Source organism: Bradyrhizobium sp. Y36 (genome assembly GCF_002531575.1).
Taxonomy (GTDB): domain Bacteria; phylum Pseudomonadota; class Alphaproteobacteria; order Rhizobiales; family Xanthobacteraceae; genus Bradyrhizobium.
The window spans coordinates 98,531-122,693 of sequence record NZ_NWTI01000004.1 but is presented as its reverse complement, the minus strand read 5'-3'; the positions used below and the strand labels follow the sequence as shown (position 1 = coordinate 122,693).

At 64.0% G+C, this 24,163-nt stretch carries 20 protein-coding genes; 14 read left to right on the top strand and 6 right to left on the bottom strand.

Annotated elements, in window-relative coordinates; translation table 11 throughout:
• Positions 1 to 83 precede the first annotated feature (83 nt).
• The 6 genes from CO669_RS09325 (at position 84) to CO669_RS09295 (ending at position 8,632) form a co-directional block, all read left to right on the top strand.
• Positions 84 to 980 carry an SMP-30/gluconolactonase/LRE family protein gene (locus CO669_RS09325; RefSeq protein WP_097659518.1) on the top strand — a complete coding sequence of 299 codons (897 nt, stop codon included), beginning with the start codon at positions 84 to 86 and terminating at the stop codon, positions 978 to 980.
• Positions 981 to 989: 9 nt separating this feature from the next.
• The gene (locus CO669_RS09320; RefSeq protein WP_097659517.1) at positions 990 to 1,829 is read left to right on the top strand and encodes an aldo/keto reductase; all 840 of its coding nucleotides are present in this window, start codon (positions 990 to 992) and stop codon (positions 1,827 to 1,829) included.
• Positions 1,830 to 2,017: 188 nt separating this feature from the next.
• A complete protein-coding gene (locus CO669_RS09315) occupies positions 2,018 to 2,959 on the top strand; it encodes a DMT family transporter (protein WP_198963945.1) in 942 nt (313 codons plus the stop codon).
• A gap of 60 nt (positions 2,960 to 3,019) precedes the next feature.
• Positions 3,020 to 4,099, top strand: coding sequence for a zinc-binding dehydrogenase (locus CO669_RS09310; RefSeq protein ID WP_097659515.1), 1,080 nt, complete (start codon positions 3,020 to 3,022; stop codon positions 4,097 to 4,099).
• A gap of 126 nt (positions 4,100 to 4,225) precedes the next feature.
• The gene (locus CO669_RS09300) at positions 4,226 to 7,039 is read left to right on the top strand and encodes a hypothetical protein (protein WP_143278649.1); all 2,814 of its coding nucleotides are present in this window, start codon (positions 4,226 to 4,228) and stop codon (positions 7,037 to 7,039) included.
• Positions 7,040 to 7,054: 15 nt separating this feature from the next.
• On the top strand, positions 7,055 to 8,632 hold the full coding sequence (locus CO669_RS09295) for a metallophosphoesterase (protein WP_097659512.1): 1,578 nt from the start codon (positions 7,055 to 7,057) through the stop codon (positions 8,630 to 8,632).
• A 78-nt stretch (positions 8,633 to 8,710) separates the two neighbouring features.
• Here CO669_RS09295 and CO669_RS09290 read toward each other — a convergent pair whose 3' ends face one another.
• The gene (locus CO669_RS09290; RefSeq protein ID WP_097659511.1) at positions 8,711 to 9,172 is read right to left on the bottom strand and encodes an Lrp/AsnC family transcriptional regulator; all 462 of its coding nucleotides are present in this window, start codon (positions 9,170 to 9,172) and stop codon (positions 8,711 to 8,713) included.
• 134 nt (positions 9,173 to 9,306) lie between these two features.
• On the opposite strand from CO669_RS09290, the gene CO669_RS09285 reads away from it, so the two are divergent.
• Together CO669_RS09285 and CO669_RS09280 are read left to right on the top strand one after the other, a co-directional pair.
• Positions 9,307 to 11,670 (top strand): thiamine pyrophosphate-binding protein, encoded by a 2,364-nt coding sequence (locus tag CO669_RS09285; RefSeq protein WP_097659510.1) that lies wholly within the window; start codon positions 9,307 to 9,309, stop codon positions 11,668 to 11,670.
• Between the two features lie 207 nt (positions 11,671 to 11,877).
• On the top strand, positions 11,878 to 13,308 hold the full coding sequence (locus tag CO669_RS09280) for an aldehyde dehydrogenase family protein (protein ID WP_097659509.1): 1,431 nt from the start codon (positions 11,878 to 11,880) through the stop codon (positions 13,306 to 13,308).
• A gap of 198 nt (positions 13,309 to 13,506) precedes the next feature.
• Here the strand turns inward: CO669_RS09280 and CO669_RS09275 are convergent, their stop codons facing one another.
• Entirely contained in the window at positions 13,507 to 14,484 is a 978-nt protein-coding gene (locus CO669_RS09275; RefSeq protein ID WP_097659508.1) for an SMP-30/gluconolactonase/LRE family protein, read from the bottom strand.
• Positions 14,485 to 14,572: 88 nt separating this feature from the next.
• Here CO669_RS09275 and CO669_RS09270 point away from each other — a divergent pair, with 88 nt between their 5' ends.
• Positions 14,573 to 15,397 carry an NAD-dependent epimerase/dehydratase family protein gene (locus tag CO669_RS09270; protein ID WP_097659507.1) on the top strand — a complete coding sequence of 275 codons (825 nt, stop codon included), beginning with the start codon at positions 14,573 to 14,575 and terminating at the stop codon, positions 15,395 to 15,397.
• A 3-nt stretch (positions 15,398 to 15,400) separates the two neighbouring features.
• Here the strand turns inward: CO669_RS09270 and CO669_RS09265 are convergent, their stop codons facing one another.
• Positions 15,401 to 16,084 (bottom strand): nitroreductase, encoded by a 684-nt coding sequence (locus CO669_RS09265; RefSeq protein WP_097659506.1) that lies wholly within the window; start codon positions 16,082 to 16,084, stop codon positions 15,401 to 15,403.
• Between the two features lie 427 nt (positions 16,085 to 16,511).
• Between CO669_RS09265 and CO669_RS09260 the strand changes: the two genes are divergently transcribed.
• Positions 16,512 to 16,925, top strand: coding sequence for a hypothetical protein (locus CO669_RS09260; RefSeq protein ID WP_097659505.1), 414 nt, complete (start codon positions 16,512 to 16,514; stop codon positions 16,923 to 16,925).
• A 39-nt stretch (positions 16,926 to 16,964) separates the two neighbouring features.
• Here the strand turns inward: CO669_RS09260 and CO669_RS09255 are convergent, their stop codons facing one another.
• Positions 16,965 to 17,645 (bottom strand): GntR family transcriptional regulator, encoded by a 681-nt coding sequence (locus CO669_RS09255; RefSeq protein WP_097659504.1) that lies wholly within the window; start codon positions 17,643 to 17,645, stop codon positions 16,965 to 16,967.
• A 166-nt stretch (positions 17,646 to 17,811) separates the two neighbouring features.
• Between CO669_RS09255 and CO669_RS09250 the strand changes: the two genes are divergently transcribed.
• The 4 genes from CO669_RS09250 (at position 17,812) to CO669_RS09235 (ending at position 22,690) form a co-directional block, all read left to right on the top strand.
• Positions 17,812 to 19,524, top strand: a complete 1,713-nt coding sequence (locus CO669_RS09250) for an IlvD/Edd family dehydratase (RefSeq protein ID WP_198963922.1) — start codon at positions 17,812 to 17,814, stop codon at positions 19,522 to 19,524.
• 62 nt (positions 19,525 to 19,586) lie between these two features.
• On the top strand, positions 19,587 to 20,582 hold the full coding sequence (locus CO669_RS09245) for a TRAP transporter substrate-binding protein (protein ID WP_097659502.1): 996 nt from the start codon (positions 19,587 to 19,589) through the stop codon (positions 20,580 to 20,582).
• Positions 20,583 to 20,774: 192 nt separating this feature from the next.
• A complete protein-coding gene (locus tag CO669_RS09240) occupies positions 20,775 to 21,353 on the top strand; it encodes a TRAP transporter small permease (RefSeq protein ID WP_097659501.1) in 579 nt (192 codons plus the stop codon).
• The gene (locus CO669_RS09235; RefSeq protein WP_097659500.1) at positions 21,350 to 22,690 is read left to right on the top strand and encodes a TRAP transporter large permease; all 1,341 of its coding nucleotides are present in this window, start codon (positions 21,350 to 21,352) and stop codon (positions 22,688 to 22,690) included. Before CO669_RS09240 ends, CO669_RS09235 begins: the two co-directional genes overlap by 4 nt.
• Here the strand turns inward: CO669_RS09235 and CO669_RS09230 are convergent.
• Together CO669_RS09230 and CO669_RS09225 are read right to left on the bottom strand one after the other, a co-directional pair.
• Positions 22,650 to 23,255 carry a histidine phosphatase family protein gene (locus tag CO669_RS09230; RefSeq protein ID WP_097659499.1) on the bottom strand — a complete coding sequence of 202 codons (606 nt, stop codon included), beginning with the start codon at positions 23,253 to 23,255 and terminating at the stop codon, positions 22,650 to 22,652. The two genes, CO669_RS09235 and CO669_RS09230, sit on opposite strands and share 41 nt — an antisense overlap.
• Entirely contained in the window at positions 23,252 to 24,037 is a 786-nt protein-coding gene (locus CO669_RS09225; protein ID WP_097659498.1) for an enoyl-CoA hydratase/isomerase family protein, read from the bottom strand. The genes CO669_RS09230 and CO669_RS09225 overlap by 4 nt, the downstream gene beginning before the upstream one ends.
• Between the last annotated feature and the right edge of the window lie 126 nt (positions 24,038 to 24,163).

The window sequence follows — 24,163 nt, the reverse complement described above, 5'->3', positions numbered from 1 at the left end:
GGAGCCATGCCTCCGCCCAATCGACGCGCCGTCGATTCTGCCCTATGCTGCCGCGCGCTCCCGCAACAATCACAACAACAATGATGTACCTGGAAACGCCGCCGCGCCTGATTGAAACCAAGCTCTTCTCCGCCATGCCCGACAAGTTCCGCCGCAAGGGCGTGCGGACCGATTGGGCCGATGCCAACCGGCCGAATGTGCCGACAGACAGCTTCATCGAGGGACCATCCTTCGACAGGGACGGCCATCTCTACATTGTCGACATTCCGTTCGGCCGCATCTTCCGCATCGCGCCGGACGGTGAATGGTCGCAGGTCGCCGAGTATGAGGGATGGCCGAACGGGCTGAAGATCGCATCCGACGGCCGCATCCTGGTCGCCGACTACATGCACGGCATCATGCAGCTCGATGCGAAAGCCGGTCGCATCACGCCGGTGTTGACCGCGCGAAATTCGGAATCGTTTCGTGGCTGCAATGATCTGCAGCTTGCTTCCAACGGCGACATCTATTTCACCGATCAGGGGCAGACCGGCCTGCACGACGCCAGCGGCCGGGTCTACCGGCTGGCATCGAATGGCCGGCTCGATTGCCTGCTCAATACCGGCATCAGTCCGAACGGTGTGGTCCTCGACCCGACCGAGACCGTGCTGTTCGTCGCGATGACGCGCGACAACGCGGTGTGGCGGCTGCCGTTCATGAAGGATGGCAGCGTGTCCAAGGTCGGCCGCTTCTGCTCATTGTTCGGCACAAGTGGCCCTGACGGAATGACGATGGACGCCAAAGGTCGCCTGTTCGTCGGCCACGCCTCGCTCGGCCACGTCTTCGTGTTTGCGCCGAACGGCGAATTGATCGCGCGGATCAAGTCGTGTGCGGGACCGAATTGCACCAATGTCGCGATCGGTGGCGAAAGCAAGGATCGTCTCTATATCACGGAGTCGTCGACCGGCAGCGTGCTGGTGGCGGATATCGGCGGACTGTGAGTTTTTGACATGAACACGAAATCCTTCGGCAAGACCGGCACCGGCGTCTCTGTGATCGGGCAGGGCACGTGGTATCTCGATCACGGCGACCGCAAGCGCGCGATTGCCGCGCTTCAGCGTGGCCTGGATCTCGGCATGACCCATATCGACACCGCCGAGATGTATGGCGATGCGGAGCTGGTCATCGCCGACGCCATCGCTGGCCGTCGTGACGAGGTGTTCCTGGTTTCCAAGGTGCTGCCGAGCAACGCTTCGCGCCGCGGAACCATCACCGCCTGCGAGCGCTCGTTGAAGCGGCTGAAGACCGATCGTCTCGACTGCTATCTCCTGCACTGGCGCGGTTCCTATCCGCTCGAAGACACGGTCGCCGCATTCGAGGAGTTGGTGAAATCAGGCAAGATCAAATCCTGGGGCGTTTCCAATTTCGACGCCGACGACCTCGACGAGATCTTTGAGGTGTCCGGCGAGGGGCGCATCGCGTGCAACCAGGTGCTCTATCATCTGAAGGAACGCGCGATCGAGCATGCGGTGATCCCGTGGTGCGAGAAGCATGGTGTCGCCGTCGTCGCCTATTCGCCGTTCGGCCATGACGATTTCCCGGATGCGCGCAGCAAGGGCGGCGCGGTGCTTGCCCGCATCGCAGAGGCGCGTCGCGCGACGCCGCGTCAGGTCGCGTTGAGCTTCCTGACCCGTGCGACTACGGTATTCGCGATCCCGAAGGCGTCCTCCGCCGATCATGCCGGCGAGAACGCCGCGGCCGGCGATCTCGTGCTGACCAAAGACGAGATTTCGGCGCTCGACGCGGCGTTTCCGCGCGGGCCGAAGCCGCGCGGCCTGCCAATGCTGTAATGCACAAACGCCCATTATTAACGGAGCATTGACGCGCGCGGACGTGAGCGCATATCGGCATCCTGTTTTCGGAAGTTGTGAACGCGGCGCATTTGTCGTTTTTTACCGCAGTTCTCGATTCGCATTTTGCCCGGGTTCCAGCCGTGACACCGCCGCCCGCCGCAGCCGCAAGGCTCGACACTATTCCCATGCCCGTGCCGGAGAAGAAGCAGAAGGCTCGCCGCGCGCCCGCGCGCGTCGATCATCCCTTCAAGGGCATTGCGCTGGTACTGCTGTCCACGGTGTTTCTCGGCACCTCCGACACCACCGCCAAATATCTCTCGACCAGTCTGCCGTCGATCGAGATTACCTGGATCCGCTTCGTCACTTTCGCGCTGATGTTCACGCCGGTGATGCTGCCGGGCTCGCCGCTCCATGCGATGCGCACCGAGCGGCTCGGCCTGCAGCTGATGCGCGGTGCCGCGCTGCTCGGCTCATCGCTGTTCTTCATCACCGGCTTGAGCTTCCTGCCCATTGCGGAAGCGTCCGCCACCGGCTTCGTCTCGCCGCTGTTCGTCACCGCGCTGTCGATCATCTTCCTCAGCGAGAAGGTCGGCATGCGGCGCTGGATCGCGACCGCGATCGGCCTGACCGGCGTGCTGATCATCCTGCGGCCAGGCACCAGCGCGTTTCACGCCGCGGCGTTCTTCCCGATCATCTCGGCATTCTGCTGGGCCGCCGCGCTGATCCTGACGCGCATGATGAGCGGTCGCGAAGCCGTGCTTACCACCATGGCCTATTCCGCGCTCACGGGCGTCGCCATCCTCTCTGTGATGGTGCCATTCGTCTGGGTCACGCCGAGCTGGACTGCGATCGGGCTCGGCATCGTGATCGGTGTGGCCTCGACCGTCGGCCAGTGGATCATCGTGCTGGCCTATCGCTATGGCGATGCCTCGGTGCTGGCGCCGTTCTCCTACACGCAGCTGCTCTGGGTCAGCATTTTGGGCTACTTCATCTTCGGTGAGGTCCCTGATGTCTGGACCGTCGTCGGCGCCGCCTTCATCGTCGCCAGCGGTCTCTACATTGCCCATCGCGAGCGTGTCCGTCGCGCCCAGCTCCTGGTGCTGGAAGAGCGTTCCCCGAACCCCTGACGCAAGTCGCCGCGTCCCGCTTCGTGCTATCAGTGGCTCCCACGATAAGGGAGAAGCCGAATGCGCGCTGCGATTTTCAGGAACGGCGAGATTGTCGTGGACCAGATGGCCGAGCCCAAGCCGGGCCCCGGCCAGGTGCTGGTCAAGACGCTCGCCTGCGGCATCTGCGGCTCCGACCTGCACGCGCGCCAGCACGCCCCTCGCATGGTGGAGATGGCAAGGAAGACCGGCCGCACGCCGATGGACCTGTCGCGCGACGTCGTGTTCGGTCATGAATTCTGCTGCGAGATCGTGGACTTTGGCCCCGGCACCGAACGAAAGCTCAAGCCCGGGACGCGCGTCTGCTCTCTCCCCGCGCTGGTGACCTCGGAGGGCATCAAGGGGATCGGCTATTCCAACGATTTCGTCGGCGGCTATGCGGAGCAGATGCTGCTCAGCGAACCCTTGCTGCTCGAAGTGCCGAATGGGCTTGCCCCGGAGCACGCAGCGCTGACCGAGCCGCTCGCCGTCGGCGTCCACGCCGTGGCCAAGGCCAACATCCGGGGTGGAGAGGTGCCGCTCGTGATCGGCTGCGGCCCCGTCGGGCTTGCCGTGATCGCCGCCCTGAAGCTGAAGGGCCTGCATCCCATCGTCGCCGCAGACTATTCTCCGGCGCGGCGCGCGCTCGCAGCCAGGCTCGGCGCCGATATCGTCGTTGATCCCAGGGTGTCGCAGCCCTACGCGACCTGGGCCGAGCACGCCCAGATGTCGGAGGCGGAGAAGGCGGCGCGGCCGCCGTTCCAGGCGATGCTGCCGGCGCTGAAGCCCGCGATCATCTTCGAATGCGTTGGCGTGCCCGGCCTGTTGCAGCAGGTGTTCGAGGGCGCCCCGCGCGATGCCAAAATCGTCGTGGTCGGCGTCTGCATGGAGAACGACCGAAACGAGCCCATGCTCGGCATCATGAAAGAGCTCAACGTCCAGTACGTGCTCGGCTACACGCCCGAGGAGTTCGCTGCGTCACTCCGCCTCATCGCGGACGGGGAGGTGGACGCCGCCGCCATGGTGACGGCGGAGGTCGGCATCGATGGCGTTGCGAAAGCCTTCGCCGACCTCGCCAATCCCGAAGCGCATACCAAGATCATCGTGCAGCCGTGGCGGTGAGGCCGGGGGCGGGGGACACCGCTCCGGTTCGATCTTGTGCACGCAAGCGGCCAACGAGTTCCCTTGGGGGCTTGCACGTAAGGGTAGACGCGCTGAAGTTCTTGTGACAATCTCGGCGATTATTTCTTGCAATTCATTTTTTGCGGGTTCGCCGTGGCAGGTATTCAAGCCGCAGAAGCGCACACGCTGGTGTCCCCTGTCAGGACAGTGGTTCTGGGGGCGATTGGCACTCTCGTTTGCGTCTGCCTTGCGTGGTTCGAGGCCTACGGGCTGCAGGCCGTCGGCGTGGATGTGTCGCCGCTCTGGTTTGCGACGCTGACCGCAGCCAATCTCGGTCTTCTGGCGTTCGTCGCCTTCCGCTCTCATTGGTTTGCGCCGCGATGGCTCGTTACGGGCGGCATGTCGGGCTTGACCCTCGCCGCAGTCCTGTTCCTGTTGCTGCAATCGATGGCCCTGAACACGATGCAGGAGGTGAGCGTGTCGCTCCCGGCTCCGCCGAGCATCGATGCCAGGGGGCACGATCCATCGGCGTCGCCGCAAGTGCAGGTGGATTTGCCGAAGGCTCCCACCGCGACCGGGCCGCCGTCGGCGGAAACAGCGCCGATCGGCAAGGAGGCTCCCGCTCGTATCGATAGCAAGATCGCCAGAGTGGACGATGCTGCGGAATCGCTGCCGGATCCGGTGCCGCAGACGGCGCCCGAACCAAAACCGGCTCCATCGACGCCGGGCGGCGAGGTACAGGCGTCGGCAAAAGAGAGGATTCCGGCTCCCCGACACGGCAGAGTCGCCACAATCGATGGCGGGGCCGAGCCGCCGCCACGATTGGGGCCGCGGGCCGCGCCGAGGCGCGAGCAACCACCGCCAATGTCACCACCGGTAGTCCCTGCGCCGCCGGTGGCCTCGACAACGCTCAGTCCCGCTCCTCCGCCAATTGCCTCCGCGGCGCCACCACCGGTTGGGTCCGCGGCACCACCTGCGCCCAGACCGATCGCGCCGGGTACGGGACTTCCGCGGGCGAATGGCAACTTGGGAAACTTCGTGGGCCAGGCAGCGCCGCCGCTCGATCTGGACAGCAATCTCAGGGCGGAGGTGCGGCCCTCGGGACGAGTGACTGGTGAGGTCGCTATCGACAAGCAGGTCACGGCCTCGCCGACGCCAAGCCCGACTCCGGTCCCCAATGCAAGTTCGCCGACACCCGAACCGGTCAATACCTCCGCCTACTGGAACAGCTGGTTCGTCGATGGTGCCGGACCGGCGGGAAATATCCTGATTGCCAACAACACCTACACTTACACGCTCGATGTGGCTGCCTTCAATTACACCTTGCTGCGCCGGACCACGCAGTCTGCGGGCGCGAAAGTGGATCCAGCCTTCGAGGAGCTCATCGCCGATTCCAGGAATCGTGAGATCGTCCTGACCATCAAACCACTCGTTCCCGAGGGCTCGAGCCTGCGGCTGGGAGACGATCGTCATTCCTACACATTGAAGATTGATCTCGAGAAGATCCGGCATCCTGATGCCGATGCCGCAAGGAAATTTGCCGACGGGTCGATGTCGATCACCGAGTTTTCGGCGAAGGCCAGCGCCGGCAGCATTCAGATCGCGCTGACGGCGGAATCGCAGGGCTGTGCGACGGTTGCGTTCGCGATCTTCAGAGGACTCCAACCACTCGATCATCTCGTGCAGCGTGTGTCGATCGGCGAGACCAGCACGTCCGCGCCCGTGTGCGACAGTGCCGATCCGGCTCAGGCCGACGCGCTTTCCAGCGGCCTCAATCCGCTGCGCAAAGTTTCGCTCGGAATGGAGGGCTCCGGTGCGGACGCGACCGCGGCGGCCGCGCTCCACATCTTCGATTTCGAAGCCTACAGCATGGCGGTGTTCGTCGATGGTCGGCCGGGCAAGACGCCGGTCTATGGTTGGCAGACTGCTTCGAGCGTCGTCGACTTCCTCAAGACCGATCGCTTCCAGAACATGATTCTGAAGGCGCGCAAGGATTCCGCCGACAAGAAGCCGGGCAGCTATCTCCCCGCTGCCAAGGAGCTTGCCAGGATCTTGTTCTCCACGAAATCCGGAAATTCGACGGAGGACGACGCCAAGAACGCCTGGGCCGCTTTCCGGGCCATCGTCCGCGAAAGCACCGAATCTCCCGTGGTGGTGGTGCGCGTCGCCTCGGACGTGACCAGCGGCCAGAACCGCAGCATCTACGTTCCGCTCGGAATTCTCGGCGCCAAGGGACCGGATCCCGTGCTGGACAAGCCGATCATCGTGGTGCAGCCGATGGCGATCGAGCGGTATCCATCTCGGGACAAATGCATCGGCGATTGGATGTTTGCAGTTCCGGAGGGGCTGGAGAACGTTCCCGGCGCCGTGATGCCGCCGGGCTTCTTCCCCGCCAAGGTCCCGGGAACGCGAATTTCCGAGATCGACAAGCTCCGGCAATATCTTGCCGCGACGACGGGCTCGGTGACTCCGTTGCTGACTCTGGCGTCTGCTTCCGCAGTCGGATTCGTCGTTCTCGCCCACCAGGATGAGGGAGCGATGTGGTTCGCGGAATCGACGGATCACATCATTCCGCAGGACATCGAGAAAAAGTTTCCGTCCGGGAGCGTCGGCATTTTCGCCGCCTGTTCCGCCGCGTCTGCCAAGGGCCGGAACACTGCGTTGCTGCAACGGCTGAACGAGCAAGGATTTGACACGTTGATCGCATCGCCGTTCACGATCGACGCCGGGTACGGTGTCGTCTTCGCCAGCACGTTTGCAGAGGTCATGGCCGAGGTCGCGTCGGAGAAGCCGCCCCCCACCATCCTCAATCTTTTCGACAAGACGATCGCGCGAACAGCGCAGAAATTCAAGGACAGGGCCGACGCCGACTACAGCGAGCTGGGGCTTGAATATGTTCTGCTCGGCAATCCCGCGATCAAGCTCTGTGCTCAGCCCTAACCAGCAAGGTGTGGCATGAAACTTCGTCGAACGGCAGCGTTCATGGTTGCGATCATCCTGGCTTCGCCGGTTGCTCAGGTTCGGGCCGACGATGCGAACGCGCCTGACGTCGCAACAGTGCCTTATCAGGCGCCGGCCGCCTCGCCCCGGCACAGCGTGTTCATCAGCGATCTGCATTTCGGCGTCGGCAAGCAGGCTGGCGGCGCCTGGGACCCGACGGAAGACTTCCGCTGGCCGAGGGCGCTCGAGGGCTTCCTGAACAAGATCACGGAGGATGGCGAGCAGCGCGTCGATCTCGTCATCGTCGGCGACTTTCTCGAACTCTGGCAGCCGCCGGCCGATATCAAGTGCGGCGGTGCGAGCGCAGATCTCGGCTGCACGATCGACGAGATGGCCGCCTTGGTCGGAAAAGTCGCCGCCGAACATGCTGCCGATCTTGCCATCTTGCGGGCGTTTGCCGAGCGCGGCGACAACCGGCTGCACATCATCGTTGGCAACCACGACTCGACCTTGCGCTATGCCGCCATCTGGAGTCCGCTCGGGGCTGCGTTGAATGCCGGCAGCGGCCGCATCAACCTCGTGACCGAAGGCCTGTGGAATTCCGCTGACGGCCGGATCCTGGCGGAGCACGGCAACCAGATCGGCCAGGACGTCAACAAATACGCGACATGGCCGACGATATCGCGCCGGGTCGACGGCAAGGACTACATCGTTCGGCCATGGGGCGAGCTGTTCGTTCAACGCCTGTTCAACGACCAGGAAAAGACCTATTCGATCATCGATAACCTCAGTCCCGAAACCGCGGGGGCTCGGTATCGCGCCGCGGATCGAGGGCTGTGGGGTTCGGCTTCCGACGTCGCCAGATTGCTGAGCTTCAACCTGCTGGAAACGTCGCTGCGGCAGAAATCCGTCATGCTCGGGAAGCCTCCGGCCGGCAAGGTCAATTGGGATCTCGGAATCGCGCGCGGGAAGGGCGCGATGCTGTTCCTCTATGCGCTGCCGAAGGAAGATCCGCTCAGGCAGCAATTGTCGAAGGACGATGACGAGGCAAAGGCGATCAAATCGGAGCTGACCAGGCTGGCGAACGACAAGGAGCAACTTCCCGACGCGGAAGTGCAACAGCTCTGCGACATGATCGCCGCGAATGAGAAAGACCAGATCTGCTGGGACATGCAGCTTGGCAGTCTCGCCGAGCATTTCCTCTCGTCCAAGAGCAAGGTGATGGCGAAACATCTTGCCGCGCGCCAGGTGGACCACAAGTCCATGCGTGTCTTCATCTATGGTCACACGCACCAGTTCGAGGAGCCCTGGCGTGTCGACGTCGAGGGCTCGGCGGTCACGATCACGATCGCAAACACCGGCGCATTCCAGCGATTGATTGATGATGCAGGGTTCCTCCGGCGGCTCGGCGGGCGCGCGCCGGAAGAAGCGTTGCGTTCGATGAGCCTTGAAGAACTGCCGCCCTGCTACACGGCCGTCGTCGTGTCAGCGCCTGCGCCGGGACAGCTTCCCGTTCCCAAGACCGTGGCTTGGCGCATGCCGGAAGACGGCGCAGGCAGCTTTACGACGCCTGACGATCCAAGGTGTCGTTGAGCGGTAGCCGCGGTGCGGCCTGATCGCCGCGGCCCCGCCGGTCTCGAATGAGTTCGTTGAATCGATGGTCCCGTTGCATCACACCGGCAGTGCGATCGAATATTTCACCTGGCTCAGCGCAAAGCTCGACTCGATCGAGGCGATGCCGTCGAGCCGGGTCAGCTTGGTCTTCAGGAACGTCTCGTAGGAGGCGAGGTCGGCGGCGACGACGCGCAAGAGATAGTCGCGGTTACCGGTCATCAGATAGCATTCCAGCACCTCGTCCCATTTCGAGATCGCGCGGGCGAAGCGGTTGAGATCCTCCTCCTTCTGCCGCGCCAGCTTGATCGAGATGAAGACGCTGACGTGCAGCCCAAGCGCCTTCTGGTCCACGGTCGCGACATAGCGCGAGATCACGCCGCGTTCCTCCAGGAGCTTGACCCGGCGGTGGCAGGGCGAGACCGACAGGCCGACCTTGTCGGCGAGCTCCTGCATGGTCAGCCGGCTGTCCGCCTGCAGATGGCTGAGAATCTTTCGGTCGATGGCATCGAGCTCTGGCATTGGAATGAAACCTGTCACTGGGGCGGTCCGTTGGTAAAATATCCCAATATCGCCAGGTATGGCGCGAAAAATTGAGAAATTTGGCGCTTTCCGCAGGCGTATCATCGCCCCACCTGATTTCCGGGAGCATTGCCATGCCCGTCGATACCGCCCGCCTCGACACATTGACCGCGCTCAGCCGCAAGGCGCTGTGGCTGTCGTCCTGGACCATTCACCACGCCAACCACATCCGCCCCAACGCGGATGGCCTCAAGGTCGGCGGCCACCAGGCCTCCTCCGCCTCGCTCGCGACCATCATGTCGGCGCTGTATTTCCACGTGCTGCGGCCCGAGGATCGCGTTGCGGTGAAGCCGCACGCGAGCCCGGTGTTTCACGCCATCCAGTATCTGTTCGGCCGCCAAAGCCGTGAGAAGCTGGAGAATTTTCGCGGCTTCAAGGGAGCGCAGTCCTATCCTTCGCGCACCAAGGACGTCGACGACGTCGATTTCTCCACCGGCTCGGTCGGCCTCGGCGTCGCGCAGACGCTGTTCTCATCGCTGGTGCAGGATTACGTCAAGGCGCATGGCTGGGCTGGGGATCGCCGCGAGGGCCGGATGATCGCGCTCGTCGGCGATGCCGAGATGGACGAAGGCAACATCTGGGAGGCGCTCGCCGAAGGCTGGAAGCACGGCCTGCGCAACACCTGGTGGGTGGTCGACTATAACCGCCAGTCGCTCGACGCCGTCGTACGCGAAGGTCTGTGGGAAAAATTCGAGACCATGTTCCGCAATTTCGGCTGGGACGTCGTCATCGTGAAATACGGCCGCCTGATGCGCGAAGCCTTCGCAGAACCCGGCGGTGAGGCGTTGAAGCGCTGGATCGACAATTGCCCGAACGCGCTCTACGCCGCGCTGTGCTTCCAGGGCGGTGCGGCCTTCAGGAAGCACCTGCACGACGAGATTGGCGATCAGGGGCCAATCACTGAACTGATCGACAAGCGCAGCGACGAGGAGCTGCTGGCGCTGATGTCGAACCTCGGCGGCCACGACATGGCGAGCATGCTGGAAGCCTTCGAATCCATCGATCACGATCGCCCGGTCTGCTTCATCGCCTACACCATCAAAGGCGTCGGCCTGCCGTTCCAGGGCCACAAGGACAACCACGCCGGCCTGATGACGGTCGCGCAGATGGAGAAATATCGCGACAGCCAGAACATCCGTCCCGGTCACGAATGGGACAAGTATGAGGGGCTCGCGCAATCCGCCGCCGAGCTCGACGCCTTCCTGGCGCGCGTTCCGTTCAACAAGGACGGCCGCCGGCTGACCGCGCCCGTCGTCGCGGTGCCCGCGCAGCTTGCCTTCAAGCCGTCGCCGCAGATGTCGACCCAGCAGGGCTTTGGCCTCGTGCTGAACGAGATCGCGCGCGGCGACAGCGAGCTGGCAAAGCGCATCGTCACGACCTCGCCCGATGTCACCGTCTCGACCAATCTCGGTCCCTGGGTGAACCGTCGCGGCCTGTTCGCGCGTGCCGAGAAGGTGGATTTATTCCGCAGCGAGAAAATTCCGTCCACCTTCAACTGGGATTTTTCGCCGGAGGGACAGCACCTCGAGCTCGGCATCGCCGAGATGAACCTGTTCATCATGCTCTCGGCACTCGGCCTGTCGCACCAGATCAACGGCGAGCGGCTGCTGCCGGTCGGCACGCTCTACGATCCCTTCATCGAGCGCGGCCTCGATGCGTTGAACTACGCCTGCTACCAGGATGCGCGCTTCATGGTGGCGGCAACACCCTCGGGCATCACGCTCGCGCCCGAAGGCGGCGCGCACCAGTCCATCGCGACGCCCCTGATCGGCATGGCGCAGGACGGGCTCGCCTCGTTCGAGCCGGCCTTCGTCGACGAACTCGCCGTGATCATGGGCTGGGGCTTTGAGCACATGCAGCGCGATCCGGGCGAGGGCGGCTCGGTCTATTTGCGCCTCTCCACGCGCAGCATCGAGCAGGCGCAGCGGATCATGACACCTGAGCTGCAGCAGGGCATCACCGACGGCGCCTACTGGCTGCGCAAGCCGGGGCCGAATGCCGAACTCGTGATCGCCTATACCGGCGCGGTCGCACCGGAAGCGATCGAGGCCACCGGCTTCATCGGCGAGAGCCGCCGCGACATCGGCCTGCTCGCGATCACCTCTGCGGATCGCCTTCATGCAGGCTGGACTGCCGCGCGAAAATTGCGGCGTGATCGTCGCGGTGTGCAGCATCTCAGCCATATCGAAAAGCTGCTCGCGCCGCTGCCGCGCGACTGCGGCATCGTGACGGTGATCGACGGTCATCCGTCCGCGCTCGGCTGGCTCGGCAGCGTCCGCGGCCACCGCGTCGAGGCGCTCGGCGTCGAGCAGTTCGGCCAGACCGGCAGCATCGCCGATCTTTACCGCCACTACGGCATCGACGCCAATGCGATCATCGATGCGGCGGAAGGTCTCACCGCCGGCGCGCCGGTGCTGCATCGGAAGATGGCGGTGTAGTCGGGGTAACTACGTCGTCATTCCGGGCTCGCAGCTTTGCCGCGCCCCGGAATGACGGAGGCCACCTTGCCACGTTCCCGCCATCGGCTCATATAAACTCCGTCCGCCGCAACGCTGGCCCCGCATATGGCGGGTTCAATTGCCGGCGCTTTCGTGCAAGGATGCCTGCCGAAACGCCCCCACCATGCCCCCAAAAAGAGGTTAACGATGGTCAATCGCATGCAATTCTACATCGACGGCGCCTGGGTCGATCCCGCCGTCAAGAAGTCCACCGCCGTGGTCAATCCCGCGACGGAAGAGGCGATGTACGAGGTTGCGCTGGGCTCCAAGGCCGACGTGGACAAGGCGGTTGCCGCCGCCAAGCGCGCCTTCGCCACCTTCTCCCAGACCAGCCGCGAGGAGCGCGTCGCGCTGCTCACCAAGGTCATCGAGGTCTACAAGGGCCGCCTCAAGGAGATCGGCGCCGCCGTCTCCGACGAGATGGGTGCACCGCTGCCGATGGCGGAGAAGCTGCAGGCCGGCGCCGGTCTCGGCCATCTCATGACCACGCTCGACGTGCTCAAGAACTATCATTTCGAGGAGCCGGTCGGCACCGCCATGGTGCTGCGCGAGCCGATCGGCGTGGTCGGCATGATCACGCCCTGGAACTGGCCGCTCAACCAGATCGCCTGCAAGGTCGCGCCCGCGCTCGCCGCCGGCTGCACCATGATCCTGAAGCCCAGCGAGTTCACCCCGACCTCGGCGCTGATCTTCGCGGAGATCCTCCATGAAGCCGGCGTGCCGAAGGGCGTGTTCAACCTCGTCAACGGCCTTGGCCCCGAGGTCGGCGCCGCCATGAGCGAGCATCCCGACATCGACATGATCTCCTTCACCGGCTCGACCCGCGCCGGCATCGATGTCGCCAAGCGCGCGGCACCGACCGTGAAGCGCGTCAGCCAGGAGCTCGGCGGCAAGTCGCCGAACGTCATCCTCGAAGGCGCCGACCTCACCAAGGCGGTGACCGGCGGCGTGATGCACATGTTCAACAACTCCGGCCAGTCCTGTAACGCGCCCTCGCGCATGATCGTGCCGGCCTCGAAGATGAAGGAAGTCGCCGCGATCGCGAAGGCCGTCGCCGACAAGACCAAGGCGGGCGATCCGCGCGCTGAAGGCACCACCATCGGTCCCGTGGTCAATCGCGGCCAGTGGGACAAGATCCAGGGCCTGATCAAGAAGGGCATCGACGAGGGCGCAACGCTCGTCGCCGGCGGCCCGGGCCTGCCCGAGGGCGTCAACAAGGGCTTCTATGTCCGTCCCACCATCTTCGCCGACGTCACGCCCGACATGACGATCGCCCGCGAAGAAATCTTCGGACCGGTGCTGACCATCATCGGCGCCAAGGACGAGTCTGAGGCCGTGCAGATCGCTAACGACACGCCCTACGGTCTTGCGGGCTACGTCACGGGCCCAACGGTCGAGGACGCCAAGCGCGTCGGCCGCCAGATCCGCGCCGGCAACGTCAACCTGCAGGGCGTGCCCAACGATCGCACCGCGCCGTTCGGCGGCTACAAGCAGTCGGGCAACGGCCGCGAGTGGGGCAAGTACGGCCTGGAGGATTTCCTCGAGGTGAAGGCGGTTGCCGGCTTCAACGCGGCGTAAGTTTTAGCGCCTAAACAGAATGACGCCGGAACGGGAAACCGCTCCGGCGTTTTTGTTTGGTTGAAGTGCGTCGGCAATGAGAGGTGCCGTAGGGTGGGCAAAGGAGCGAAGCGACGTGCCCACGATTTCTCGCGACGACTAAGATTGGTGGGCACGCTTCGCTTTGCCCACCCTACGGGACGGTCGCTTGTGGCGCGACTATCCCCCCAACGCGCCTTGCGTGTTCACATACAGCGCGTAGATCGACTGGCTCGCCGCCATGAACAGGCGGTTGCGCTTGACGCCGCCGAAGCAGAGATTGGCGCAGCGCTCGGGCAGCGCGATGCGGCCGATCATGACGCCATCGGGCGCGAACACCACGACGCCGTCGAGCTCGGGATCGCCCATGCCCCAGCCGCACCAGAGATTGCCGTCGATGTCGACGCGGAAACCGTCCGGCGTGCCGGGGCCGGCATCGACGAAGACGCGCTTGTTCGAAAGCTTGTCACCGGAAGGCGAGACGTCATAGGCGAGAATCTTGCGGGTCGGCACGCCGCGGGATTCGATGAGGTAGAGGATCTTCTCGTCCGGCGAGAAGGCGAGCCCGTTCGGCCCGAGCACACCCTCGGCGACGACGGTGGCTTTGCGGGTCTCCGGGTCGAGCCTGTAGACGTTCATGTCGATCTCGGGCTCGGCCTTGTAGCCCTCGTAATTGCCGAGCAGGCCGAAGGTCGGATCGGTGAACCAGATCGAGCCGTCCGATTTGACGACGACATCGTTCGGCGAGTTCAACCGCTTGCCGTTGAATTGATCCATCAGCACGGTGATGCTGCCGTCATATTCGGTGCGCACCACGCGCCGTCCGCCATGCTCGCAGGTGACGAGCCGGCCCTGCCGGTCGCGCGTGTTGCCGTTGGCGAAATTCGATGGCTTGCGGAACACGGAAACCGCGCCGGTCTCCTCCTCCCATTTGATGATGCGCTGGTTCGGGATGTCGCTGCAGAGCAGATAGCGCCCGTCGCCGAACCACACCGGTCCCTCCGCCCAGCGCAGGCCGGTCGCGAGCCGCTCCACCGCCGACAGTTTCAGCCAGTATTTTTCGAAGCGGGGGTCGAGCGCCTTGATCGCCGGGTCGGGATAATAGCTCGCCGGCCGCCAGCCTGACCGCTCCTGGGTGTGGGACGATGCCTCATTCATGTCGGTTCTCTCGTTTCGTTCCCTCTGGACAATGCTGCTATCATTAGAGACACGTGACGGCAAATCGGTCACCAACGGCGAGGGACACATGCCGCGTATTTTGATGACGGGAGCTTCGGGCGGAATCGGCACGAGCCTGCGAAAACTGCTGCCGCCGATCTATCCGGATCTCCTGCTCTCCGACATCAAGCCGCCCGCGGATCTCGGCGCGAACGAGAAATTCAAGGCGGCGGACCTCGCCGATCTCGCGCAGTGTGAGGCGATCTGCGAGGGCGTCGACGGCATCATCCATTTCGGCGGCTATTCGGTCGAGGGCACCTGGGACCAGATCCTGCAGGCCAACATCATCGGCGGCTACAATCTGTTCGAGGCGGCCTATCGCAAGGGGGTCAAGCGCGTGGTGTTCGCTTCCTCGAACCACGCCGTCGGCTTCTATCCGCGCCACCACAAGATCGGCACCGACGTGACCCCGCGCCCCGACGGGCGCTACGGCGTCAGCAAGGTGTTCGGCGAGGCGGTCGGCGCGCTCTACGCCGACAAGCACGGGCTGAAGGTGACGTGCCTGCGCATCGGCAACTTCGGCGACATGCCGCTCGACCAGCGCCGGCTCTCGATCTGGCTCAAGCCCGATGACCTCGTACAGCTCTGCCGCATCGGGCTCGAGCATCCCGACATCCATTTCGAAGTCTTCTACGGCGCCTCCCTCAACGAGCGTGCCTGGTGGGACAACCACCGCGCCTACGAATTCGGCTATCGCCCCACGGGCCGTGCCGAAGATTTCCGCGAGCACGCGATGGCCGAGCAGGCCAAGCTGAAGCCGGATCCGGTCGGCGATTATTTCCAGGGCGGCACGTTCTGCAGCATGGAATTCGATGCCGATCCGGGCCGCATCATCGATTGGAAGAAGCGGTAGGCCCTAGGCTCCACCCGCAAATCCCACGAATGTCGTCGCCTCATCGACCGACTTGCGCTCGGAGACGACGGCGTTGGCCGGAAAACTGTCGTCCGGCCAGCCTAACGCGATGCTCTTCATGATCACCTGATCATCCGCTATTGCGGCATGCTCGCGCACGACGGGGGATTGCATGATGCCCTGGCTGTTGATCACGGCGCCAAGCCCCCGCGACCAGGCCGCGTTGACGAGCGCGGTCGCCACGGCGCCGCAGTCGAAGGCCGTGTCGTCACTCGAAGCCAACGCACGATCATACGTAATGATCACGCATACGGGCGCGTCGAACTGACGAAAGCCGCGCAGGACCCAATCCTGCCGCTTCTGCTTGTCGTCTCGCGCAATTCCCATTGCGCTGAACAACTGCTTGGCGACGCCAATCTGCCGTTCGCGATGGACGCCTTCGAATGCCTGCCCGGTTCGAAATTCGCGCGAGTGCGGCACGCCCGCCAGATTGCGCTCGGTATTGCCCTGACGGATACGATCCAGCGGCGCGCCGGTGATGACGTAGAAATTCCACGGCTGGGTATTCATCGACGACGGCGCGCGCATGGCCAGCGCCAGGATTTCCTTGATCAATTCCTGCGGGACGGGGTCGGGCTTGTAGCCGCGAATGCTCCGCCGGCCGAGAATGACATCATCAAATTCCATTTTACGGCATCCTGAAATTGGCTCGATGCCGCGTTCTCCCTCACGGTTTTGATCATGTCCATAGCCTTTTGAAGTGCGGGCGGCCTGCCGGCCTTTGGCGGCAGCGCGTAGGATGGGGAGAGCGAAGCGAGACCGCGAGCTTTGGCCACGCAGTTGGACCGAACGAAAAGCAGCAGGGCGATGGGGTTCGCAAGAGCGCTCCCCATCCTACGGGCTGTCTCCGCCGGTCATTGCGAGCGTAGCGAAGCAATCCAGAATCCATCTGCGGAACGACTCTGCATTGCTTCGCTGCGCTTGCAATGACGTGCTGATGCAGCTTCCTACCTCGTAGAGGGGCGACTCGCGCTATTCCGTTGATCCAGGTCAACACTGCCCCGGACATCGTCTGTCTCTCGACATTTGCGATCGCAATTCGGGAGCCACGACAATGAGAATCAAATTGTCAGTCGTCGCGATGCTCGCGACGTTCGTATCAGGGCCCGCGCATGCCGCAGCGCTGACCGATGCCGAGGCGACGTTCCTCGACCAGCTCGTCGTCGCGTCCGTGGTGCTGGAGCAGCGATGCGACGGCTACGAGGTCGATGGCAGCGGCGGCGTTCAGCTCGGCGCCCGGCTTCTCGGCAGCCCCGAGGCGGCGATGGCCATGATCGACGCCTATGCCGCCGCCATCAACGCCCGCGATGGCGAAAGCTACGATCCCCGCAAATTCCGCCTGGAGGTCTCGGACGCGGCCGGCAGGACATTCAGGCGCGTTCGCACGGACTTGATCAGAAACCCGAAAAGGGCCTGCGCCGATTATGGCGAGGCGAGCGTGGATGCCGGGCTGTTGCGGCGGTACTGAACGGATCTTTGACGTCGTTCTAACGACAGCTCGATCCGTCTACGCGTTGGTACCACCAATCCTTCCCAGATAATCCTTCTTGCTGAACTGCATGTGGTCGACGCACAGCTGCGCCAGCGCCCAGCTGTCGCGGCCCTTCAAAAGCTCGATCATCATCTCGTGCTGGCGCCGTGACTGCGCGAGGCCCTCGCGGTCGGCGAGGTTTTTTGCGCGCATCGGCAGGGTGAGGTTCATGTAGTCCTGGAGCGAGCCCACCAGATAGGGATTGCCGCAGGCGGAGAACAGCGCGAGGTGGAAGGCGTCGTTGGCTTCGTGGATGCCGCGCAGATCGCGGATGTCGGCCTTCGCGCAATATTGCCGTTGCAACGCGGAGAGTTCGTCGATCAGGGCTTGCGGCGCCGGCAAGGGGATCATCAGCGCCGCCTGCCGGGTCAGCATCTCCCGGACTTCATAGATCTGCCGGACCTCTTCGGCGGAGTAGAACCGCACCGTGGCGCCGACGTTCTTCTCGCGGCGGACGATGCCGCGGCGCTCCGCATCCACCAGCGCCTGGCGCACGAAATGGCGGGAGGTGCCGTAGCGCGACATCAGCGCGTCCTCGGTGAGGCGTGCGCCCGGCGCGAGGCGGCCGAAGATGATGTCTTCCTCCAGCCGCGCGACGATGTCGGCCGGATCGTCGTCCCGGACCGGCATGCTGTCTGCGGTGCGAATGTCGGACATTCCCTCGGCCTCCCGGCGTCTGGCCTTGTGGAGCAGGGAAGGGACGGATTGTCAATAATTTGCGCGGGAAGGGAGCGGTTTGGCTGGAAAATGCGACAATATGGACCAATCTTATTGACAATCAGGGGGCGGGCTGTACCACAATGGCAACTGAAGGAGTGGCATGATGACGAGTGGTTTGCGCAAGGGTCTGACGAGCTATGGCGATGCCGGCTTCTCGCTGTTCCTGCGCAAGGCGTTCATCAAGGCCATGGGCTATTCCGACGATGCGCTTGAGCGCCCGATCGTCGGCATCACCAACACCTATAGCGATTACAATCCCTGCCACGGCAACGTCCCGCAGATCATCGAGGCCGCCAAGCGCGGCGTGATGCTGTCGGGCGCGATGCCGTTCGTGTTCCCGACCATCTCGATCGCCGAGAGCTTTGCGCACCCGACCTCGATGTATCTGCGCAACCTGATGGCGATGGACACCGAGGAGATGATCCGGGCCCAGCCGATGGATTCGGTCATCGTGATCGGCGGCTGCGACAAGACTCTTCCGGCTCAGGTGATGGCCGCGATCAGTGCCGATCTGCCGACCGTGGTCATACCCGTCGGTCCCATGGTGGTCGGCCATCACAAGGGCGAGGTGCTGGGCGCCTGCACCGATTGCCGCCGGCTCTGGGGCAAGTACCGCGCCGGCGAGATGGACGATGCCGAGATCGAGGCGGTGAACGGCCGTCTGGCGCCATCCGTCGGCACCTGCATGGTCATGGGCACGGCCTCGACCATGGCCTGCATGATCGAAGCCATGGGCCTGTCGCTGCCGATGAGTGCGACGATCCCGGCGCCGCATGCCGAGCGTTTCCGGCTTGCGGAGGCCAGCGGCAAGGTCGCCGCCGAGATGGCCAAGACCAAGGGCCCGAGGCCGAGCGAGCTGCTGACGCCGGCGTCCTTCAAGAACGCGCAAGTGGTGTTGCAGGCGATCGGCGGCTCGACCAACGGCCTGATCCACCTGACCGCGATGGCGCATCGCTCGCCGCACCGGCTCGATCTCGAAAAGTTCGACCAGATCGGCCGTGAGGTGCCGGTGCTGGTCGATCTCAAGCCGTCCGGCGAGCATTACATGGAGCATTTCCATCACGCCGGCGGCGTGCCGAAGCTGCTGGCGCAGCTCGGAGATCTCGTCGATCTCGACGCAAGGACGATCTCAGGCCAGACGCTGCGCGACGTCGTCGCCAATGCGGAGGACGTGCCTGGCCAGGACGCGATCCGTTCGCGCGACAATCCCATCAAGAAGGAAGGCGGCCTTGCCGTCCTGCACGGCAATCTGGCGCCGCGCGGCGCCGTCATCAAGCAGTCGGCCGCGAGCCCGAAGCTGCTGAAGCACACGGGGCGCGCGGTGGTGTTCGAGTCCGTCGAGGACATGACCCTGCGGGTCGATGATCCCGATCTCGACGTCTCCGCCGACGACGTGCTGGTGCTGCGCAATGCCGGCCCGAAGGGTGCACCCGGCATGCCGGAGGCAGGCTATCTGCCGATCCCCAAGAAGCTCGCGCGCGGCGGTACCAAGGACATGGTGCGCATTTCGGACGCGCGCATGAGCGGCACCGCGTTCGGCACCATCGTTTTGCACATCACGCCGGAATCCGCCGTCGGCGGGCCGCTGTCACTGGTGAAGAATGGCGACATGATCAGCCTGGACGTGGCCAAGCGCAGCATCGAGCTTTTGGTCGATGCGGCCGAGCTGGAGCGCCGCCGCGCCGCGTTGAAGCCGGCCGCGGCGCCCGAGGAAGCACGGCGCGGCTATGCCTGGCTGTTCAACGAGACCATCATGCAGGCCGACGAGGGCTGCGATTTCGATTTCATGCAGAGGACTGGGAAGAAGACCGAGTGAGGCTGATTTAACGACAAGCGCCCAGACCGCTTAAACGGCGGGCGACAAAACAGGGGGAAACGATGATTGCGCGATCCATGTGTGGGTTGGCGGCGGTGGCCGCTATGCTTTTCGTGACCGGAGCCGGGGCGCAGGAGGTGAAGCATTATCGCTTCGCCTATGACCAGCCGCGCAACACCGGCTATTCCATCGCGGGTGACCTGTTTGCCGAGAAGCTCAAGGAATTGAGCAAGGGCACCATGATCATCGACCAGTATCCCGGCGCACAGCTCGGGCAGGAGCCGCAGGTGCTCCAGCTCGTGAAGGCCGGCGACGTCGAGTTCTCGATCATCTCCTCCGCCAACACGGCGACGATCTCGCCGCAGGCCGGTGTGATGTCGTTGCATTATCTGTTCCGCGACGAGAGCCACGTGGTGAAGGGGCTGGCCGATCCCCGCGTGTTCGAGGCGCTCAAGACCATGATCGACGAGACCACGCAGGGCCTGCACGTGATCGCGACGGGCTCGCAGGGCGTGCGCCACATGTATGCGAAGCGGGAAATCCACAACGTCGGCGACATCAAGGGCGCGAAGGTCCGCGTGCAGGCGACCGCGACCGAGGACACCATGTTCCCGGCCTACGGTGCCCAGACCGTGCACATGCCGTTCGGCAGCGTCTACACTTCCTTGCAGACCGGCGTCGTCGACGTCGCCGAGAACAGCATCAACGTCTATCTCGTCAACAAGCACTACGAGGTGGCGCCGGTCCTCAACATCACCGAGCACGAAGCCAACAACGCGCTGGTGTTCATCTCGGACAAGCTCTGGCAGAGCCTCTCCGCCGAGCAGAAGGGATGGGTGCAGACCGCCGCCAACGAGATCAGCACCAAGGAGCCGCAGAAGGCCTTCGATCTCGAGCGCACGGCCGCCGAGAAGCTGAAGAAGATGGGGGTGAAGATCGTCGACAACGTCGACAAGAAGAGTTTCACGGCGGTCGCCGATCCCTATCTCGACAAGCTCGCCAAGGAGCTCGGCCCGCACGCCGAGAAGATCAAGGATTTGATCCGGTCGATCAATTAGGGCGCTTGCGGCCACCCTTCGAGACGCCCGCCTTGCGGCGGGCACTCAGGATGAGGCCTCGTTTCACAGCGCGATTTTAGACCCTCATGGTGAGGAGCCCGCCAAGGCGGGCGTCTCGAACCATGCACGCCGAGCACGATCGGCAGCTTCCCAGCTGTCACATCCGATAGCTCCGGGACGACGAGGACGTAAATGGCCATCGCCGACAAACTGCTGGTGCAACGACAACGCCATCTCAAATGGCGCTGGCTCGACTGGCTCGAGCTTGCGCTCATGATCCTGTGCGGCGTGCTGTGCTTCGGCTTCTCGCTGTCGGTCACCGCCGACATCGTCACCCGCACCATCGGCCATCCCTGGCTGTGGCTTCAGGAAGTGACCTCGACGCTCTTCATCTACGCGATCTTCGTCGGTACGGCGGCTGCGACGCGGCGCAACGATCACCTCTATCTCACTGCGATCTCCGAGGCGATGCACGGCACCTCGCGGATGGTCGTCGAAGTCATCATCCGCATCGTCGTGCTCGGCGTCGCCTTCTGCCTGATCTGGTACGGCTACCAGAATTATCTGCGCGGCTTCGGCAGCTTCCGCCTTCCGTCGGGCACGCCGATTGCCTCGCTCTACGCAATCATTCCCTTGTCGGGCGCGCTGATCGGCTTGTTCACCATCGAGCAGCTCGTCAACGGTCTGCGCAACGGCTTTGACCATCCCGAGCCTCCCGAGGAAGATGGCGCGCCCGTCGTTTCCGACGCACAGATGAGGGCGCAGCCGTGAGCGCACCCATTGTCCTGGCGTTGATGACGATCTGCTTCCTGTCGTTCGGCTATCTTGGCGTACCCGTGCCGTTTTCGCTGATGGCCGGCGTCTTCATTGGTGCGCTGCTGTCGGACGTCTCGCTTGCCGCGATCATCCAGAAGATCTTCGACGGCGTCGATTCCGAGGCGCTGCTGGCGATCCCGTTCTTCCTGCTGGTCGGCGAGCTCATGAGCTCGGCCAATGTGGTGGTGCGAATAGCCAATCTCTCGGTGTCGCTGGTCGGGCATATCAGGGGCGGGCTGTCGCAGGTCGTCGTCGTCTTCAGCATGTTCTTCTCGGAAATGTCGGGCTCCACCACCGCCGACGTTGCCGTGATGAGCCGGGCGCTCGGCGGCCCGATGAAGCGCGAGGGCTACGAACCCGCCTTCATCGCCGCCATCATCGCCTCGGCCTCGACCATCGCCGCGCTGGTGCCGCCGAGCATCACCGCCGTGGTCTATGGCGCCGTCGGCAACGTCTCGATCGCCGGCCTGTTCATGGCAGGCGTGGTGCCGGGCCTGATGATCGGTTTCGGCCTGATGATCTATTGCTATTTCTTCGGCCCCTCAGGCCTGCGCAAGCCGCGGGCGCCGCTGCGGCAGGTGGTGTTCGCGGCTGGCGATGCCGCCTTGCCGCTGATGATCCCCGTCATCCTGCTCGGGGGCATCCTCACCGGCTGGTTCACGCCGACGGAAGCCGGCGTCGTCGCCGTGGTCTGGATCGTCCTCGTCGTGATCCCCGCGCTCAATCGCGGGCATATCAGGAAGATCCCTTACGATTTCTGCCTCGCCGGACTGATCTTCTCGCTGCCGCTGATCACGATCGGCGCGGCCAACGCATTCGGCTGGATGCTGGCTTATCTGCGCGGCGCCAGCTACATCGCCGAAGTGATCACCTCGATCGCGGGTCATGATCCGCACCTGATCATGCTGCTGATGGTGCTGCTGTTCACAGTGGTCGGTGACTTCATCGAGCCGGTGCCGACCATCATCATCTTTATGCCGCTGGTGAACACGCTCACCGAGGCCGGGGACATCAACGCGGTGCACATGGGCGTCGTATTGATCGCAACGCTCGCCTTCGGCTTGATCACGCCGCCCTACGGGCTTGTGCTGCTGATGGCGTCGAAATTCGTCGGCATCAGCTTTGCCAAGGCGCTGCGCGCAGCATTGCCGATCTATCTCGTCTTCCTAGGCACCATCGCGTTTGCGATCTATTTCCCGAGCGTGGTGCTGTGGCTGCCGCGGCACGTGCTGCCGGAATCGGTCGGATGCTTCAAGTCGCCGGCGGGGACTGGCTATATCTGTCCGCAGTAGCGACCTGCTCGATCCGCCATCGCGCCTGCTCGTGCACGTAGCGGAACGGGGTGGCGTGGCTGTTCTTGAAATAGCTGCCGGACAGCGCGTTCGCCATCGCCTGCATCACCGCGTCGTGGCAGACGAACAACAGGTCGTCGTCGGGATGACGCTCGAGCCACGCCGCGACGCAAGCCAGCGACCGTCCGGCCATGGCATCCCAGCTTTCGCCGTCGCCCGTCAGGATCGACACGAGGCCCGTCGCGGACGTGACGCCGTGCTTGATCATGACGTCACGGACAGGGAGGCCCTCGAGGCTGCCGAAATCGAATTCGATGATGCGGTCGTCGATCTCCAGCGGTGCCGAGATCGCCGCCGCGATGATCTCGGCGGTTCGGGCCGCGCGCACGAGGGGGCTTGCCACGATGCGGCTGATGCCGGTGCCGCGGAGCATGTCCGCCGCCTCGTGCGCTTGCCTCAGGCCGTCCTCGTTCAACGGATTGTCGGTTCGGCCCTGAAAAAGCCCCTCGCGATTCCAGTCCGTGGCGCCGTGACGAAGGCCGAAGAAGCTGCGCGCGGGAATCACTTCGACTTGCTCGTGAATTTCTTAACGGCGGTGCGGAATTCCTCCGTGTTCATCGCCATGATGATCTTGTGCTCCTCGGCATCGAGCTGCTGCTTCACCGGCGTGGTGGCGGCCTGGTAGACCAGCGATTTGGTGCCTGATATCGCCGCAGGCGGATTCTGCGACAGCCGCTCGGCGAGCTGCCGCGTCGCCGCCTTCAGCTCGGTGGCAGGAACGGTCTTGGCGACAAGGCCCCATTCACAGGCCTGCTGCGCGGTAAAATTGTCCTCGGCGAGAAAAATCTGCAGCGCGCGGCGCGATCCGACGGTGCCGACCGTCGAGCCGCCGTCCGGCGATACCCCGATCTTGGCATAGGCCGGCGTGAACTTGGCATCGTCGGCGGCGATGCAGAGATCGGTGACGAAGGCGAGACCCATGCCGGCGCCGGCGGCCGAGCCGTGCACGCTCGACAGCGAGATTTTGGGCATGCGCCTGACGATCTCGATGAAGGCATGATAGTGCTTCAACAGCTCTCCGACGACAGGCGTCACCGTGCCGGCCTCGGCGGCCGCCCCGATCGTCTGCAGATCACCGCCGGCCGAGAAGGCGCGTCCTTCGCCCTCGATCACCAGGACCTTGATGGCGTCGTCGCCTTCGATATACGCCGCGAGCTGCTCGAGCTTTTGCGCGATCGCAAGGTTGATCGAGTTGAAGGCGGCGGGGCGGTTGAGCGTGATGGTCGCGATCGGGCCGTCGATCCGGAGCAGGGCGGGATCGTCGGGCTGGGAGGCGGGTGCTGGCATCCTGGATATCCCCGGCATGAGGTGGTTAGTCGCGACTAAATCGCAGAAGGCGGGGGGAGACAATCCCCGCGGTGCACCCTTGCACTGGACGGAACGATAGGCTCAAATAGGCGTGCCTTTTCCAAG

What these genes read in the sequence shown, in the direction of transcription:
- CO669_RS09325 (WP_097659518.1), top strand. Translation starts at nt 84, where the DNA reads ATGTACCTGGAAACGCCGCCGCGCCTGATTGAAACCAAGCTCTTCTCC.
- CO669_RS09320 (WP_097659517.1), top strand. Translation starts at nt 990, where the DNA reads ATGAACACGAAATCCTTCGGCAAGACCGGCACCGGCGTCTCTGTGATC.
- CO669_RS09315 (WP_198963945.1), top strand. Translation starts at nt 2,018, where the DNA reads ATGCCCGTGCCGGAGAAGAAGCAGAAGGCTCGCCGCGCGCCCGCGCGC.
- CO669_RS09310 (WP_097659515.1), top strand. Translation starts at nt 3,020, where the DNA reads ATGCGCGCTGCGATTTTCAGGAACGGCGAGATTGTCGTGGACCAGATG.
- CO669_RS09295 (WP_097659512.1), top strand. Translation starts at nt 7,055, where the DNA reads ATGAAACTTCGTCGAACGGCAGCGTTCATGGTTGCGATCATCCTGGCT.
- CO669_RS09290 (WP_097659511.1), bottom strand. Translation starts at nt 9,172, where the DNA reads ATGCCAGAGCTCGATGCCATCGACCGAAAGATTCTCAGCCATCTGCAG.
- CO669_RS09285 (WP_097659510.1), top strand. Translation starts at nt 9,307, where the DNA reads ATGCCCGTCGATACCGCCCGCCTCGACACATTGACCGCGCTCAGCCGC.
- CO669_RS09280 (WP_097659509.1), top strand. Translation starts at nt 11,878, where the DNA reads ATGGTCAATCGCATGCAATTCTACATCGACGGCGCCTGGGTCGATCCC.
- CO669_RS09275 (WP_097659508.1), bottom strand. Translation starts at nt 14,484, where the DNA reads ATGAATGAGGCATCGTCCCACACCCAGGAGCGGTCAGGCTGGCGGCCG.
- CO669_RS09270 (WP_097659507.1), top strand. Translation starts at nt 14,573, where the DNA reads ATGCCGCGTATTTTGATGACGGGAGCTTCGGGCGGAATCGGCACGAGC.
- CO669_RS09265 (WP_097659506.1), bottom strand. Translation starts at nt 16,084, where the DNA reads ATGGAATTTGATGATGTCATTCTCGGCCGGCGGAGCATTCGCGGCTAC.
- CO669_RS09260 (WP_097659505.1), top strand. Translation starts at nt 16,512, where the DNA reads ATGAGAATCAAATTGTCAGTCGTCGCGATGCTCGCGACGTTCGTATCA.
- CO669_RS09255 (WP_097659504.1), bottom strand. Translation starts at nt 17,645, where the DNA reads ATGTCCGACATTCGCACCGCAGACAGCATGCCGGTCCGGGACGACGAT.
- CO669_RS09250 (WP_198963922.1), top strand. Translation starts at nt 17,812, where the DNA reads ATGACGAGTGGTTTGCGCAAGGGTCTGACGAGCTATGGCGATGCCGGC.
- CO669_RS09245 (WP_097659502.1), top strand. Translation starts at nt 19,587, where the DNA reads ATGATTGCGCGATCCATGTGTGGGTTGGCGGCGGTGGCCGCTATGCTT.
- CO669_RS09240 (WP_097659501.1), top strand. Translation starts at nt 20,775, where the DNA reads ATGGCCATCGCCGACAAACTGCTGGTGCAACGACAACGCCATCTCAAA.
- CO669_RS09225 (WP_097659498.1), bottom strand. Translation starts at nt 24,037, where the DNA reads ATGCCAGCACCCGCCTCCCAGCCCGACGATCCCGCCCTGCTCCGGATC.